The sequence below is a fragment of the Colwellia sp. BRX9-1 genome (genome assembly GCF_014077195.1).
Classification (GTDB): Bacteria; Pseudomonadota; Gammaproteobacteria; order Enterobacterales; family Alteromonadaceae; genus Colwellia_A.
This window is the reverse complement of sequence record NZ_JACGVM010000015.1, coordinates 1-17323: the sequence shown is the minus strand read 5'-3', so window position 1 is coordinate 17323 and position 17323 is coordinate 1. Positions and strand designations below refer to the sequence as shown.

The following is a 17323-nucleotide window of genomic DNA, read 5'->3' as shown; positions in this document are numbered from 1 at the left end:
TCCACACCTTTTTAAGTTTTCATTTACATTGAATAATTAATACCAAAGTAAACCGTGCGACCAAAGTACTGAATTGTTCCGGTACGTGAAGTATCACCAAAGTAAGAAATATTCGGTTCGTCTGTTAAGTTATCAACAGAAACGACTCCTTGTAGATTCTCAGTAAAGTTATACGACATTTGTGCAGAAATAATCGTTTCTTCTTGGAAGTACGCTGATTGTGAATCACCAATCGCAATTTGACGACTCAAGTATTCTGCGCGATGACGAGCACTAACACGCGCGGTGAACAAATCTTCGTAATCATAAAAAAGTGTTGCACTAAATACGCGTGGTGATAAACCTTCGATTGGACCTGGCTGACCATCTTCACCCGGTACATTTGACGGACGTTCGATTTCACTTTCTGTGTAAGAAAAATTGATGTTAGCGCCTAAGCCTTTCCACATATCAGGTAAAAAGGTAAAAGTTTGCGTATATCCAATTTCAATACCACGAATATAACCTGCCTCTGCGTTATTAGCGGCGTGTGAATAAGTGCCATTTTCCCAAACGAGTGGTTCGCCAATGGGCTCCCCAGTTTCGCTATCGTACTCAGCATGCGTCTTGTCATCAGGGATTGCTGGTACAGCAATACCATTAGCCTGATAATCAAAATTCTTATCTGTGGTTGTACCTGGCATGTTTTCAATGTCTTTGTTCCAAATAGCAAAAACAAACGCGCCATCGGTTTCAGAGAAATAATGCTCATAAGAAATATCGATTTGATCTGCATAAAACGGACGTATTGACGGGCTAGTTGAACTGTCTAAATCAATATAGTTTCGACCGTCATCCGCTGAATTAAACCTAAAGTTACCGCTGTTAGCCATTGATGGCATATCTGGACGTGACATAACTTTTGAGTAAGCAAAACGTAATTGGTCGTCTTCTGATAATTGAATATTCAAATTTAAAGATGGTAATAAATCATTATAACTTTCGCTGACTGTTTCACGGCGGAATTCGTCGCTTGTACCGCCAACATCATCATAAATTACATCACCATTACCCGCTCCCACATTGACTAAACCTGTGCTGCTTTGTTTAGAGCCAACATAGCGAAGACCTACATTGCCGCTTAACGGTAAACCAAACAGTTCAGCGTTTAGGTTTAATTGCACGTAAGCTGCGGTAACTTCTTCTTCGACAATATTATTTTGAGTCATTGTCCAGCTATGATTCCAGTCACGTACTGGCGTACGATCAACATTTGGGATCCAAGCATTCAAAATATCGTTGTTGTTAACCGCTAAGAAACTCGGCATACCCGGTAAGTCACCGTTAATACTCGTTACTGTCGAGTTATCATTGGATAATGGAAATGGAGCAAAACGTTCTGTTTCTATCGGGTTACCTTCTTCATCGGTACCTGCATAAGTGATGTATTGACCATTACGCATATTTGCGTCGGTAGTACCATATAAGAAACGTCCACGGCCTAGTTCGTATTCACGTTCCGATAAACGGGCACCAAATTCAACTGAACTAAAGATGTCACTTTCAAGTTGGTAAGCGAAATCAACACGTACAGCATTTGATTCATTTGACTCGATACTTGGATATGACTCTGCACTGGTAACCATCATGTGGTCGGTATCGGTAAAGTCTTGGTTAAAGGCTAAATCAGGGTTTTCTAAGCCATTAAGTTTATAGCTAAAGATGATGTCGTTATCAATAATAGGAGTTGCTGCGCTAGAGTCTTTAAAATAAGCCATACGCATAACTTGATCTTTGCTGGTCTCTTTACCTTGAGAATGGGCAAAATCAACGGTCATTAATAAATCATCATTAATTTCCCATTCACCCTTTAAACCAAATGAGCTTAATTCACTGTTCGTCGTATTATCATCGGCTTGTGTTTGAATATTTAAGCTACGATCAGACCCTTTATAAGGTGGCGCAATGGCATCACCATTAGGATTACGAGAGATGGTACCACCGATAAGTGCGCCGTTAGCAATAAGCGGATCGGTTAAGAGTAAAGACTGTCCTGGACTGGCAATGTTGTTTATGCCTGATATACGTAAACCACGATCCCATTTTTCTGAGTCAAACTTTGAATGAAAACCATCAAATTGGAAACGTAAATCATCACGAGGTTCCCAATTTAACGCCAAAACAAAAGCATCACGACTATCTTCACCACCACGTTCATTAACTTCAAAGCCAGATGAAACTAATAGACTTTCTGGACCGCCATCATATGTTTCTGATAAATCTCGGTCGTCAAATTGATAGTTTACGAAACGGCTCGACACAGTAGGCTGAAACATACCGGCGTATCCCAATGAAAGACCAAGCGTGTCATCTAAGAATTTGGCTTGATAAGAAGCGGTTAAGCGGCGACCAAAGTCAGCAGAATCTTCATTGCCAGCAGCGGCATCATTCCAATTTCCGTGAGCTGAAAAACGAAAACTAGTTTCTTTTTCATTATCTAGCGCATTAGCGGTTTCTAGTTCAATAGTACCGGCAATACCGCCTTCTATAAGCGACGCTTTTTGTGATTTATACACTTGCGCTTGCTTAATTAATTCTGAAGGAAATTGATCAAACTGAACTGAGCGTCCACCTGCTGTTGAAACTTGTTCACGACCATTTAATGTTGAAAATACAAAGCCACCTGATAAACCACGGATATTCAGCTCGCTTGATTGGCCATCGATTCGTACAGAGGTAACACCTGGCAAGCGTGTTAAAGAATCGGCTATAGATACATCGGGTAAACCACCAATGTCGTCAGCTGATATCGCATCAACGACAGTGTCTGAAAAACGTTTAGTGTTTAAAGACTTAATAATACTGCCTCTAAAACCTCTAACTTCAATAACTTCTACTGCATTTTCTTTTTCTTCTAATGTTTTTGGTTTGTTAACGTTAACAGTTTGCGCTTTTACTTCTTCTTGAGCATCTTGAGCAAAACTGGGAACACTAGCAAATGATAAACCCGCAGCTATTAAGCTGAGTGTTAATATATTTGGCTTGAATTTGTTCATTGTTTCATATTCCTAATAATATGTATTATCGAGAAGCCCCTACTTACACTTGCACTATGGTTGATAACGCACAGCGAGTTGGAGTCAATTATTTTTATGAGATATTCCCTATCTATTTATGTTTCAAGATTTACGGTGACAACTTCATAGTAATCATTTTTTGCACAGTTACAACCGATTACCCATCAGCGAACTTTAGTAATAAGATGGTTCTAGAAAGCAAGTAAACTCGTTATTTCCTTTTATTACATAACCTTAAAAAATTAAAGTAAGAATAAAAGCAGATTACTGTAGGTCTTTGAATACGTATTCATAACATCAGCATTAGGTTTTATAGTCAACGCGGCATAACATCGTTCCCCAGTGAAAGGATGATGAAATTAGATTCAACATAACCTGAAGCTACTTTTTAATGGATGATTAAGACCGTTTTTTGATTACGTGACAGTAACAATATAAAGCAATAACAATTATTAAAATAAAAACAACGTACTAAGTTTGCTATATAAATAACGGCTTAGCACCTTATCAACATTTAAGTGGAGATGTCATTTATGACTGGTTATATGAAACAATTATCGTTTGCTACGTTAGCCGTATTGGTTAGTGTATTAGCAGGCTGTGGAGGAAGTGATGAAAGTAATGCTGTTACTGAATCCCCTCTTTGGTGTAAGTCACCAGAAACAATTAACGAAACAGGTAATGCATGTGAATTAGTAATTACCCCCTGTAATTACCCTGAAGTTGCCAACCCTGACACTCAACTTTGTGAAATGAGCAAAGAGGCATGGATTGATGGCTCTAACGGTATCACTATGCCCGTACCAGCTTACACACCAGCGGCAAACGAATTAGTTATTTACTTTCAATTTGAAACACCAACTGATGGCAGCGCGATAGATTATAACCTTGCCGGTTTGCACGCTTGGAATAACGCTGACTGTAACTCCTATGCAGATTTTGATCGTCCTGAAGGGACCACACCTTGGGGCTCTTCATTAGCATGGACAGGTATTGATGATAATTTTGGCGCCTATTGGGTAATGAATACTATCGATCCACCTAATTGTATTAACTTTATTGTTTACGATGCTATTGGTTCAGTTAAATTTTCAGGTGAAGATGATATTCTTGTTGATATAAGCACAGTTAATACCGGTGAATTATTCTTACTAGAAAAAGAAACCACTATCTTTCCGTTCCCAAGAACGTTTGCCTCTTTAGTTGTTCCTGGTGGCTCAACACCGGCACCTTTAGAGTGTGAAGCGCCACTTATAGCTAATGAAGCGGGTGACGAGTGTGTAACCGACCCAGATGCAGTGCCAACTATTGTTGATGGCGCAGCTGAACTTTATTTACGCGGCCTCATTGACTGGGAAACCACAGACGACAGCAATAAATTTTTTTACTCTGAAGGTGTCTACACGATGGCACTAGCCGTTACGGGCTCAGCGACAGCTTATAATTTCAAAGTTGCTGATGCAGATTGGAATGTTATCAATGCCTTTGGCGCAAGTGAAGGTGATGAAACAGTCGTTCTTGGCGAAAGTAAAACATTGATTGCCAGTGAAGAGCTAGGTAAAAACATTAGCCTTACCATTCCTAACAACGGTAACTACCAGTTCATTTTAGATATTTCAGATACTGAAGCACCAACGTTAACCGTTATTGAAGTTGCTTATGACAAAGTACTTTATGTTAAAGGCGACATGAACGAATGGGCTAATGCCCTTCCTATGGTATATAAGGGTGAAAATATCTACACCTCTTTACATCCATTAGAAATGCAAGATTATGCCTTTAAAGTGGCTGATGCTAATTGGACTGATGCGACTAATTTCGGTATTGCTACCGAAGGTGCCGTTGTGCCACTTGATACCGCCACCACATTAGTTTTTGGTGAAGATGTTGCTCAAAACATTAATTTCACTGCCGCTGCAGCGGGTACTTATCGATTTATACTTGATGCCACCAATAAAGGTGCCCCAATATTAACGATTGAGAATGCAGTACCTTATTCAGGTCGCACTTTGTATTTAAAAGGTGACATGAACGATTGGTCAACTACACCTAACTTTGACTTTGCACTTACCGACACCACTTACGTGGTAAATGCATTGATTGATAACACTAAAAAGTATGGCTTTAAAATAGCGTCAGATGGCTGGGAAAACGATTCTACTATGGGTGCTTTTGCTGGCGAAGGTGATGTTGTTATCGGTGAAGAAAAATTATTAACCTTGCCGGGTGAAGATAATATTGCCATTGAAGTGACTGAAAATAAAATATTAACCTTCACTTTAGATGCGACTGATTTCACCGCGCCTAAATTAACAGTAACCGAAGCGCCTGCCCCTTACCAAGAACGTACTATGTACCTTAAAGGCGACATGAATGGATGGGCTACCGAAGAGGCTTATATACTAACTTATGCTGCAGGTATTTATACAATAGAAACGTTATTACCCGTTCGTAGCTATAATTTTAAAATTGCCTCTGCTGATTGGGAAGAAGACTCTACGGTTGGCGGTGTTGTTGATGATAATATCTTAACCGCCGGTGAAGCAAAAACCTTAACATTACCCGGTGCTGATATTACTTTTGATGTAACTAAAGAAGCGACTTATGTCTTTACATTGAACGCAATTAACCCATCAAGACCTATGTTAACGATTACTGAGAAAACCAACTAATCAAATAAATTTACTATTGATGTAGTAAATGCATCTCATTGTAAAAACCGTGATTTATCACGGTTTTTTTATGCCTATAATTCCCTTATCAATCGTCAACAAAACGTGGCTAAACAGTAAATAAAAGGTCATTAATCTGTCTTGAATACGTATGTAATGGCTATTCATTAACCAGTCTACTCTTTAGTATGAAGGAATAATTAAAAATAATATTTATCTAGCGTAGCTCAAATGTGCAACAGATAAATATTGCATAAACCTAAGAGTGATAAGATGACAATAATTCAATTTAAAAAGGTTGCCCTTATAGCAACGGTTACCACCGCATTAAGTGCTTGTGGCGGTGGAGGCAGTGATGGTGGTGATAAAGTTAATATACCTGACAAGGTGAACAATGCGCCAACTATGACGAATTTCAGCCATGAAATTATTGAATCATCACCTAAGGAAATCGTTTATTCATGGTCTGTTACCGATAGTGACGGCGATGCATTATCTTGTCAATTATCTCCAGGCAATGGCTTTACAACAGTGACCATCGCTGATTGTGCAAACAATACTTCAACAACCGTGACCTCATCAGGCGCAGGAAACTATCAGGCAAGCTTGACTGTTACCGACCCGAGTAATGCTAGTGCTACTGCTAGCCTGACCTTTGATATTGCTACAGCGGGATTACCAGCGCCAATAGTTACTGCAGGTGATAACGAATTAGTCATTTTCTATAACCGTGCGGACGCAACTTACAGCGATTGGATCATACATTTATGGAACAACGAGACTTGTGACGCTTATGCCAACGCCGATACTGACTGGGCAACGGGGCAAGCACAAACAGGGCTAGATCCAAATTACGGCGCTTACTGGCTTATCGATTTAAAAGCAGGTTATGGCGATTGTGCTAACTTTATTGTTCATAAAGGTGATGATAAAGACTTAGGTGGCATCGACCATCAAGCTGATTTAAGCGGCGATCGCATGACTTGGACACTATCAGGTATCAGTGATGTATATACCCAGGCGACCTTACTTCCAACAGGCATATTAATTAACGATGTTGCTGCGCACTGGGCCAATGAAAATACCGTTTTTTGGAACGCCGGTACCAACGTAGCTAAAGTACGCATTTATAGTTCAGCCACTGACGACTTAGCTTTTGATGGTGAAAACGGTATTTCTGGAGATAACTACCTTGAGTACCTACCCGCAGCTGGTGGCGAACACCCTGCGATTTCACTTAATATGCCTCGCTATAAAGATTTAGCAGCATTTACCGCAACATCAGCATCGGTAAGTAAAGCCAAATCAATGCTTAGCGGTAAATTATTGGCAATTTCATATGCGAGTGACGATTCACTTATCGCCGCAACTTACCTACAAACACCCCGTATCTTAGACGCTTTATATACCTCAGCAAATAACGATGCTAACGAAGCAGATTTAGGTATTATTTACAGTGCTAGCGAGATAAGCGCTAAACTTTGGGCACCGACAGCACAGCAAGTTACCCTTAAGGTGTACAACGCAAGTAAAGCTTTACAGTCAAGCCATGCGATGTCCCTTGACGCAGCAACAGGTATTTGGTCATTTACCGCGCCAAACACAGTAGACCGCTTATTTTATCGCTATGAGTTAACTGTTTATCATCAACAAAATCAGCGTATTGAAACAATTGAAGCCACAGACCCTTACTCGGTTTCTTTATCAACCAATGGCGATTTTTCTCAGTTTGTTAATTTAGCTGATAGTGATTTAAAACCCATCGGATGGGACAGTCACACCGTTCCTGAAGTTGTTAACCCTGAAGACAGTGTTATATATGAAGGCCACATACGTGACTTTAGTATTTTAGACGCCAGCACCCGTGTAGAAAACCGAGGTAACTACCTTGCCTTTACCGAAGAAACCTCTGTACCCGTAACACATTTAAAATCTCTTGCTGACGCAGGCTTAACACACTTTCAACTATTACCCGCCAACGATATTGCCAGCATAAATGAAGATGCCGTTAATCGTATTAACCTTGATAATACCGTCAGCGAATTATGTGCTAAGAAAAGTGACGCGCCTGTTTGTGGTGTTGAAAATGCTAGTGATACATTAGCCGAGGTATTCGCCAGTTACGACCCGACCAGCACAGCTGCACAAGCGCTTGCCGAATCATTGCGAGGCTTAGACAGCTTTAATTGGGGTTATGATCCTGAACACTTCACAACGCCCGATGGTAGTTATTCATCAAATCCTGACGGTGTCGCTCGCATAACTGAAATGCGTGCGATGAACCAAGCTTTGCACGAAATGGGCTTACGTGTTGTTTTAGATGTTGTTTACAACCACACTAACTCTTCGGGTTTATGGGAAAACTCAGTGCTTGATAAAGTAGTACCCGGTTACTATCACCGCCGTGATTTAACCTCAGGTAATGTTGAAACAGCAACTTGTTGCCAAGATACCGCGCCTGAACATGAAATGATGCATAAACTCATGCAAGACTCATTACTTACTTGGTCACAAGCCTATAAGTTTGATGGCTTTCGTTTTGACATCATGAGTAATAATTCAAAAGCATCGATTTTAAGTGCTCGCACCGCTGTACAAGCAATAGACACCGACAACTATTTCTACGGTGAAGGTTGGACGCGTGATGATAAAGGCTATCAACAAGCGGATCAAAATAATATGACGGGTTCGCAAATCGGTACGTTTAACGATCGACCTCGCGACATTATTCGCAGTGCCTCTTTATTTAAAAGTACTGGTAGTTTAAATGACCAAGACATTATTCGCTTAGGACTTGCTGGTACCCAAAAAGATTATCAACTACAAGATAAGAATGACAACATCAAAGCGGGTAGTACATTTAGTAAACCTTCTTACGGAAAAGACCCTGCCGACATCATTAACTATGTCTCAAAACATGATAATGAAACCTTATGGGATCAACTGCAATATGGCATTGAAACCGAAGTTAGTCTTAATGATCGCGTGCGCATACAAAATATTGCTGGGACTTTGCCGTTAATCAGTCAAGGTATTCCGTTTTTCCAACTGGGTGGTGATTTACTGCGCTCAAAATCAATGGACCGAAACACTTATGATGCCGGTGACTGGTTCAATAGAGTTGATTTCACTATGAGTACCAATAACTGGAATGTCGGCTTGCCACTTGCGCAAGACAATGAAAGTAAATGGTCGTTGATGACAGCACTGATCAATAATAGCGAAACAGCGCCACAAGCCAGTGATATTGAATTCTCATCAAATATATTTAAAGAGTTTTTGAGTATTCGCGCCTCAAGCCCTTTGTTTAGGTTAACCACGCAAGCTGATATTAGTGCACGTTTAGGTTTTCATAATACCGGTAGCGAACAGACTCAGGGCTTAATTGTGATGAGTATTGATGATGGTAACGGTCTAACTGACCTTGATGAGAATATTGATGCACTTGTTGTGGTGATAAACGGCACTGCATCCGCGCAATCACAAAGTATTTTAACTGCGACCGGCTTTGAGTTGCACAGCGTACAACAAAGCTCTGCCGATACTAATGTTCAAACAGCATCATTTGTTGAGGCTTCAGGAAAAGGCACCTTCACTGTACCTGCGTTAACTACTGCAGTCTTTGTAAAACCACAAGCAATGGCACAAGGCGTTGGTTTAGCAGCTGATGCGACCTTAAATGCGCCTGACCCCGCACCTTATGGCGAGACAAGTATTTACCTACGTGGGTCAATGAATAATTGGGGTGACGACGGTTTAACAGCAATCGATATGTTTACTTATCAAGGGAACGGCGACTATGTGATTGATTTCACCTTGGCGGTTGGCACGCATATTTTTAAAGTGGGTTCTGATGATTGGGCGGCTGTAAACCTCGCCTTTAGTGATGTCACCTTCACTGATAACTCAATAACAGCATCGGCCGATAACAGTGGTAATATAGAAATAACCACCACGACTGCTGGTAATTATAACTTTAGCTTAAATGCCAGCACATCGACGCCAATCTTAACGATTGTGACCAAAAACACCACAGTAGATTGTGCTGCTTTAGTTGATTCAAGCGACGACATTCCTTTTGATATTAATGGTAGTGGCCAACTCTTTGTTCGTGGCGATCATTCAGCGTGGAATGCCACTGAAGAGTTTCGATTACATTACAAAGGCAATAACCAGTATCAAGCCGTAGCTGAATTTGACGGGGCAATGCAATTTAAACTGGCTTCAGATGACGGCAGTTGGACCACACAATTGTGGGTACAAGAAAACGATAGTAACGATATTGAAGGGGAGAATTTAGCCTTAGGTATCAATTACCCTGTTGCTTATAATAACGCTGGCGACGCCAATAACAATACGACACTGGCGGCAGGCTCATACAGCTTTTTACTAACACTCGACAGCGCAAACCCAAGTAAAGGCTATAATGTTGGCCGTTTAGCGATACAAGAATGTCAGCCATAGTCATCAGGTAAGTTAATCGAACAGCTTAAGTACTTAAGCTGGGCTAACACTATAGAAAGCGCTGAGGATGAATATTCTTGGCGCTTTTTTATGGGGAAATAACTTGTCAGCAGATTGGCTGAATACGTATGTAAAAATTAGAATAAACTGTTTATATTGCTGATAAATGCGTAACTTATTAACATCATTAATTTACTTTGTTATTTATCCTTATGCGTATTTCTTTAGCTCGTTTTCGACAATTAAGCCTAATCATTATCACAACGACATGTCTAAGCTCATGTCAGCATGATCAAAGTATACCAACAAGAACCCAGCTTACAGAAACGAGCGTAAAGTCAGCAGCAGTTTCTCCTTTAGTAAGCCAAGACTTTTCTGCACATTGGCTGACCCCAGAACTGCTTTTATTACCTGAAGATAATTTACATCAACAACATACGTTAACTTTTGATGATGGCGGACATATTGAAAAAGCCACACTTACGCCCTTCACAGGAGAAATAAATCGTCTGCTTATCCCCAAACATTTACGTTCATTTAATGTATTTGAGGTAAAGCTGGCTACTAATAAGATTAAAAAAGCACTGAAAAATAAAATATATGTCAGTTCTGCAAGCAAGGGCACAAATTCAAAACACACAGCACAGGTACAAACAGCTCAATTATTGGATGTTTTGTTTACCTCACAAAGTAACGACGCTAATGAGCTAAATAATTTAGGGGCCACTCTCAGTAAAGATTCTATTGAGTTTGCACTGTGGGCACCGACCGCAAAACAGGTAACCTTATTAGCGTTTAATAAAGACAAGCAAGCGACGCATGTTGTGCCACTTAAAGAAGATAGCAATACCGGTATTTGGTCTGGTGCAGTTATTAATACTCAACAAGAAGTCTACTACCAATATCAGCTGACAATATATCACCCGGCTAGCGATAAAATTGAAACATTAACCACCACAGATCCCTATTCCTTAAGCCTTTCAACAAATAGTGAATATTCACATGTTATCAATTTAGACGACTCAAAAAACAAACCTAATGGCTGGGAATTACAGCAAGATGTTTTAATTAAGAACCCTGAAGATAATATTTTTTATGAAACCCACATTCGTGATTTTAGTGCCCACGATCCGCAACTTTCATCACCTGCTGTTCGTGGAAAGTACGCCGCTTTCAGCGAAAAAAATAGCGCTGGCATTAAACACTTTAAGGATCTACAAAAAGCAGGTATTAACAATATTCATCTACTGCCCACCTTTGATATTGGTACCGCTAACGAAAATGACACACAAGTTATTGATCTAAATAATCCTATTAGCAAACTTTGCCAACTCGTGCCCGAACATAAGCTTTGTCGGCTCGAAGACCAAGAAATGACGATACAAGAATATTTAGAAACACTTCCCTCTGCAACACAGGAGCGCCAAGCGATAGTCAGTTCTCTTAGAGAAATTGATAATTACAATTGGGGCTACGATCCTTTCCATTATACTGTTCCAGAGGGCAGTTACGCTCAAAACCCTGAAGGCTCAGCACGTATTATTGAATTTCGTCAAATGGTACAAAGTATTCATAATCTAGGCTTTCGCGTCATCATGGATGTCGTTTATAACCATACTCATCAAGCAGGGCTAGCGCCAACGGCTGTGCTTGATAAAATTGTCCCTAATTATTATCATCGTCTTGACCCTATCAGCGGAAAAATCGCACAATCAACCTGTTGTGATAACACTGCCACAGAAAATGTCATGATGGAAAAGTTAATGACAGACTCATTAGTTGTTTGGGCAAGAGACTACAAAATTGACGGCTTTCGCTTCGACCTTATGGCACACCAACCCAAATCAGCGATGCTTAAAGCCAAAAAAGCAGTACAAGCGGTTGATAAAGACACCTACTTTTATGGCGAAGGTTGGAATTTTGGTGAGGTAGCGAATAATCAGCGCTTTACGCAAGCTAGCCAATTAGCATTGGCTGGCACAGAAATCGGTACCTTTACCGACCGTTTACGCGATGCAGTTCGCGGTGGAGCCTTTAGCGCCAGTGGCGATGATATTCGTAAAAGCCAAGGTATCGGCAGTGGTTTAAGCACTATGCCTAATGAATTAGTGGATCGAGTCGAATCAAGAAAAGCTTATCTACTCGCCGCAGATCAATTACGTATTGGTTTAGCCGCTAATTTAGCTAACTTCCCTCTTAAAAATGCTCAAGATAAACACGTTACCGGTAAAGAAATTCCTTATGGTGACCAACCAACCGGTTATGCACTAGACCCTGCCGATACCATTAACTATGTATCTAAGCACGATAACCAAACATTATGGGACAATAATCAATACCGCTTACCTTTTAATACCTCAACAAAAGATCGCGTACGTATTCACTTACAATCACTGTCCTTTGCTATATTCGCACAGGGCATTCCATTCTTACATATGGGATCAGAGTTTTTACGTTCGAAGTCATTTTTACGCGACAGTTACGACTATGGTGATTGGTTTAATAAAGTCGATTTTACCAAGCAAAGCAATAATTATAATGTTGGTTTACCGCCAGCAGATAAAGACCAAGCAAACTGGCCACTGATTAAAAAAGTTCTAGCAAAAAATGAAGGGCGAGATATTGTTAGCCCAACTGACATCGAGTTTAGTGCAGAAGTGTTTAAAGAGTTTATTAGTCTGCGCATGAGTACCCCCCTTTTTCGTCTTACCAACAGTGAACAAATAATAGAGCGTGTAAAATTTCACAATACCGGTAAAGCACAACAAATTGGCTTAATTGTGATGAGCATCGATGATGCCGAAAAATATCAGAAAGTAGATGCTGAGATATCAGCGCTCGTTGTTATTTTTAATACTAGCACCACCGCTAAAACAATCCCTTTTAAAGAGGCAGCACAATATCAATTGCACCCTATTCAACAACAGGGCGTTGATAGTGTTGTTAAAGAGAGTAGTAGCGATGAAAACAGCTTTTTTGTTCCAGCACTAACCACCAGTGTTTTTATCAAAGAGCAATAGTGCGCTATCGTTAGCGGCTAGTAATGATTTTATTTACTTAATCATAAAGTAAAGTCTTACTAGCCCTACTTCTCGCCTTAAAAAAATCCCGCCTAGAGCAACCCTCTCAGTGTATATCAACAATAAACTTTAAATGTAGTGAGCCTTGAGTCAAAATTTAAATATGACCTAATAAATGTGGCTGATGTTGTAGCAAGTGTGGCTACTGTGGCTACTCCAATCTTAGCCGATGAACGCGATGAGATGACTTTAGAAGAAGTAAAAATTGAAATTATCAACTTGGATGTTTATCGGTTTATCTATTTTATTTTTTGTGCGGTTTAGCCCTTATAACTTGTCGCACTATCTGCTCGTTATACTCATCGTAAAAAACACGTCGACTTAATAACAATTTATTTACGATATTAATTTACGATAAGTTTTCTTTTGAACAGATGGTGAACACAAGGAAATACTATCTTTTACTGTAACCTAAAACAGTATTTTAGCGGTATTTTGATGAATAAAACTACCACCTCATATATTGATCTATCGCGTCAAATAAACTGTATAATATGCTATTATTAAATATTAACTACTCATTAAATACTATATGACTATGGCCAGAAAAAATCTTCGTATCCGTGAAAAAACAATCTTTGACGGTATTTTTAGTAAATACATTTTAAAATTCGTTTTTAGTTTTTGGTTTAAAATTTCGGGCTGGAAATTATGCACAGCCACTCCCGAAGGTGCTGGTATTACTATTGCAGCACCGCACACATCGAATTGGGATTTTGTTTATGCGCTTGGCGCTGCGATATTGCAAGATGTGAAAATATATTTTTCTATTAAAGACAGCATGTGCCGCATACCTCTTTTAGGTCGTTGGTTGATGTACCTTGGCGCTATGCCTATTGATCGTTCATCTACAGGCTTAGGGCAAGTTGAACAAATCAAGCAATTTATTGAAACACAAAAAGGTAAACGAGTATTTTTCTTATTTACTCCAGAAGGTACAAGAGGTGGAGTAGCAAAATGGAAAACAGGCTTTTACCATGTTGCTCAAGGATGTGGATTACCCATTTTTTTAGCCAAAGTCGATTACCTCAGTAAAGAAACAGGTGTTTTTCACATCTTTAAACTGACCAATAATAAAGACGATGATATTCAAGCGATGCAAGCCTCTTATAAAAGTGTTTATGGAAAATATCCCACCAAACAATTTCCCCCTTATCAAGGAGCCATGCCAAGCATAGGTGATAAAGAAGCGGCAATTATTCGTGCACTTTACGCCATTAACTCTATTAAAGGTGTTGCGACTAAAATGGAAATAAGTGCAAAAGCAAAAATGGGTGAACTGTCGAATACAATGTTCGATTTTTTAATTGATAACGGGCTTGTTGAACAAGGATTTTTAGAAAGAGCTGAAATTACCTACCGGTTAACTCTAGCGGGCAAAGGCTGTTATTTACATTTGTATTCGCAAGATGACTCACTTGTTATACCTAACGGATAAACGATGACTACGAAGAGTGCTTATTACCAACCATCTAAAAATTAATGCCTGTCGTTATTAAGTCTTATTAGTTACGTTAATTTGGTTTAGTAACACGTTGAAGGCTTGATAACGCCTTCAACGCCAATAACTTTGAACATAAAAGACTTTTCGCTAATATTTTACTATCTAGATAAAGGATAATAAATAAACATGACACTAACCGCTATTATTCCTTCATTTCGCCTACCTTTCTTAATATTAGCCCCTATTTGTGTTTTTCTGGGTGCTAGTATTAGTTATATGGAACAAAGTGCGGTTGATTATGCCGTATTAGCCATTGCCTTTTTAGGGGCGATCTCTGCGCACATTGCGGTTAATACCATTAATGAATATCAAGACTACGTCAGCGGATTAGATCTGAAAACAATTAGAACCCCCTTTAGCGGTGGTAGCGGTTTATTATCTCAGCATCCAGAGTTACTTCCTGGGGTAAAAAGAGCCGCGATTGTCACAACCCTTTTAACCTTTCTGATTGGTGTTTATTTCGTCACCCTTTATGGCGTAGCAGTAATTGCCTTAGTGCCGATGGGATTACTTGGATTAGCCATTATTATTAGTTACACAAAGTGGATTAATAAATGGCCCATTATCTGTTTAGTTGCCCCTGGTCTTTGTTTTGGTTTACTGATGGTGGCAGGTACCCAAGTTATTTTATCTGGCCATTTTTCAACAACACCTTGGCTAATAGGTTTGATCCCTTTTTTTCTTATTAACAACTTATTACTTTTAAACCAATATCCTGATATTGATGCTGATAAAAGTATTGGTCGAAATCATTTTCCTATTGCCTTTGGCATAAAAGCAAGCAACACCATTTTTTTCATCTTTTCGGTGTTCTCAACGTTATTACTTGGCTTTTTTATTAGCCAAAAGCTATTACCAACACTAAGTGCAATGGCGTTTATTCCACTGGCATTGGCCTTTGTCGCTTTATATGGTGCAATAAAATTTAAAGAAAACATTGGTCAACACCCTATATACCTTGCTTACAATGTTAGTTGTGCATTACTGACACCATTAACGATAGCAATCACCGTTTTCCTTAACTAATTGTAGAAGTTGAATAACGTTGGAAACTGAAGTTATTACGTTTAAGCACCGAATATACCTTTCAAAAAATTTAATCAAACGCTGAAATAGCTAACTTCTAAAATATAACTCTAAGGGCAGTAGTTGCCAAAAAAAGACCTTTCCTAACACCCTAATCAGTACCAAAACTGTCTTATCTGATACGGCAGCGGACTTTCCCCACAGATAAAAAGACGCATTGTTTGACTATAAATATTACCAATTAATCGAATAACCTGACTGGCAAAATGCCACCATTGCCGGCGTCACTATGTTGCATTGGGATGACTGTATTTGTGCCGTGGCATTAAATAAAGATTAAAACGAGCGTTTGAATTTATGGATCAAGCTTGTTATAAGTAAACAACAAAAAACTAATGATCTTTATAAAATGAAATTGCACCAAATTGAAGGCTATATTCAATCTATTTACCTCGTAGAATATTCTGAAAAATTATTGTTACTCGATGGTTGCTGCCGTGCAGATGTCGAAACCATTCAGACTTTTATAACAGAAGAATTACAACGTCCATTTTCGGACCTTAAACTCATAGTCGTCACACATATGCATCCAGATCATGCTGGAGCAGCTCATGTATTGAGAAAAAAAACTGGTTGTAAAATTGCCATTGCTAATGTTTCTGGGCATTGGTACACAGGTGTAGACGGATTATTAATGCACTTGACCGATATGGCATTAACTCGCTGGGTTGCGAAACGTAAAAATAAACCAGCAAAAAACCTTTGGTACTCCTCCAAATTAAAGCCCGACATAAAAATAAATGATGGTGAAGTTTTACCCGGCTTTGCTGAATGGCAAGTCATTTATACTCAAGGGCATACCGACAGAGATATCTCTTTGCTACACCAACCAAGTCAACTTATTTATGTAGCTGATCTAATGGTGGAAGTAAAAGGACGATTTATTCCGCCTTTTCCCGTTTTTTATCCCAATCGCTATAAAAGCTCACTGACTAAATTACATAATCTTCAACCTAAATCCATTTTGCTTGCGCATGGCGGTGAGGTTCAACTTAGCGATGATGACTACCAACACCTCTTGTCCAAAGCTCCAGATTTACCTTTAACTCATTGGCGCTCTGTTAAAGCTAAACTGCGAAAAATATTTACATAGCTTTATAAGGTATTATTTAGTCACACAGAAATATCCCCAATTAAGCCACCCATAATAAACCGTTCAATTTTCCAACAATAAACTACACTTAGTTTACCCTCTTATAAGTGTGGTGATTGTCATGCCTAAGCCTCGTTCACAACAAATCAGTTTACCTGATACGCCGTATTATCATATTTGCAGTCAAACCGTTCGAAAAGCCTTTTTATGTGGTGTTGATAAAGAAACCGGTGTCAGTTATGCGCACAGGCGTCATTGGATTGAACAACGCATTTTTACATTATCTCAGGTGTTTGCTATTGATATTTGTGCTCACGCTGTCATGAATAATCACTTACATTTAGTCCTTCATGTTGATAGTGAAAAAG

Annotated in this window: 7 protein-coding genes and 1 pseudogene; 7 read left to right on the top strand and 1 reads right to left on the bottom strand. The window is 39.4% G+C overall.

Features of this window, described 5'->3' with window-relative positions; translation table 11 throughout:
* Window positions 1-23: 23 nt before the first annotated feature.
* Window positions 24-3035: a TonB-dependent receptor gene (locus tag H4J76_RS13755; protein WP_182222337.1), complete on the bottom strand. Its 3012-nt coding sequence runs from the start codon at window positions 3033-3035 to the stop codon at window positions 24-26.
* Between the two features lie 554 nt (window positions 3036-3589).
* Here H4J76_RS13755 and H4J76_RS13750 point away from each other — a divergent pair.
* The 7 genes and pseudogenes from H4J76_RS13750 to H4J76_RS13720 form a co-directional block, all read left to right on the top strand.
* On the top strand, window positions 3590-5728 hold the full coding sequence (locus H4J76_RS13750) for a pullulanase-associated domain-containing protein (RefSeq protein ID WP_182230806.1): 2139 nt from the start codon (window positions 3590-3592) through the stop codon (window positions 5726-5728).
* Between the two features lie 273 nt (window positions 5729-6001).
* Window positions 6002-10192: an alpha-1,6-glucosidase domain-containing protein gene (locus H4J76_RS13745; RefSeq protein ID WP_182230805.1), complete on the top strand. Its 4191-nt coding sequence runs from the start codon at window positions 6002-6004 to the stop codon at window positions 10190-10192.
* A 212-nt stretch (window positions 10193-10404) separates the two neighbouring features.
* Window positions 10405-13212: a pullulanase-type alpha-1,6-glucosidase gene (gene pulA / locus H4J76_RS13740; protein ID WP_182214117.1), complete on the top strand. Its 2808-nt coding sequence runs from the start codon at window positions 10405-10407 to the stop codon at window positions 13210-13212.
* Between the two features lie 598 nt (window positions 13213-13810).
* Complete coding sequence (locus H4J76_RS13735) at window positions 13811-14710, top strand: 1-acyl-sn-glycerol-3-phosphate acyltransferase (RefSeq protein WP_182214119.1); 900 nt, start codon at window positions 13811-13813, stop codon at window positions 14708-14710.
* Window positions 14711-14902: 192 nt separating this feature from the next.
* Window positions 14903-15802 carry a prenyltransferase gene (locus H4J76_RS13730; protein WP_182214121.1) on the top strand — a complete coding sequence of 300 codons (900 nt, stop codon included), beginning with the start codon at window positions 14903-14905 and terminating at the stop codon, window positions 15800-15802.
* A gap of 409 nt (window positions 15803-16211) precedes the next feature.
* A complete protein-coding gene (locus tag H4J76_RS13725; RefSeq protein ID WP_182214123.1) occupies window positions 16212-16955 on the top strand; it encodes an MBL fold metallo-hydrolase in 744 nt (247 codons plus the stop codon).
* 121 nt (window positions 16956-17076) lie between these two features.
* Window positions 17077-17323 (top strand): annotated as a pseudogene (locus tag H4J76_RS13720) (transposase); the annotation flags it as partial.

Excerpts from the sequence above, each read along its gene's own strand:
- H4J76_RS13755 (WP_182222337.1), bottom strand. The coding sequence starts at position 3,035 with ATGAACAAATTCAAGCCAAATATATTAACACTCAGCTTAATAGCTGCG.
- H4J76_RS13750 (WP_182230806.1), top strand. The coding sequence starts at position 3,590 with ATGACTGGTTATATGAAACAATTATCGTTTGCTACGTTAGCCGTATTG.
- H4J76_RS13745 (WP_182230805.1), top strand. The coding sequence starts at position 6,002 with ATGACAATAATTCAATTTAAAAAGGTTGCCCTTATAGCAACGGTTACC.
- pulA (WP_182214117.1), top strand. The coding sequence starts at position 10,405 with ATGCGTATTTCTTTAGCTCGTTTTCGACAATTAAGCCTAATCATTATC.
- H4J76_RS13735 (WP_182214119.1), top strand. The coding sequence starts at position 13,811 with ATGGCCAGAAAAAATCTTCGTATCCGTGAAAAAACAATCTTTGACGGT.
- H4J76_RS13730 (WP_182214121.1), top strand. The coding sequence starts at position 14,903 with ATGACACTAACCGCTATTATTCCTTCATTTCGCCTACCTTTCTTAATA.
- H4J76_RS13725 (WP_182214123.1), top strand. The coding sequence starts at position 16,212 with ATGAAATTGCACCAAATTGAAGGCTATATTCAATCTATTTACCTCGTA.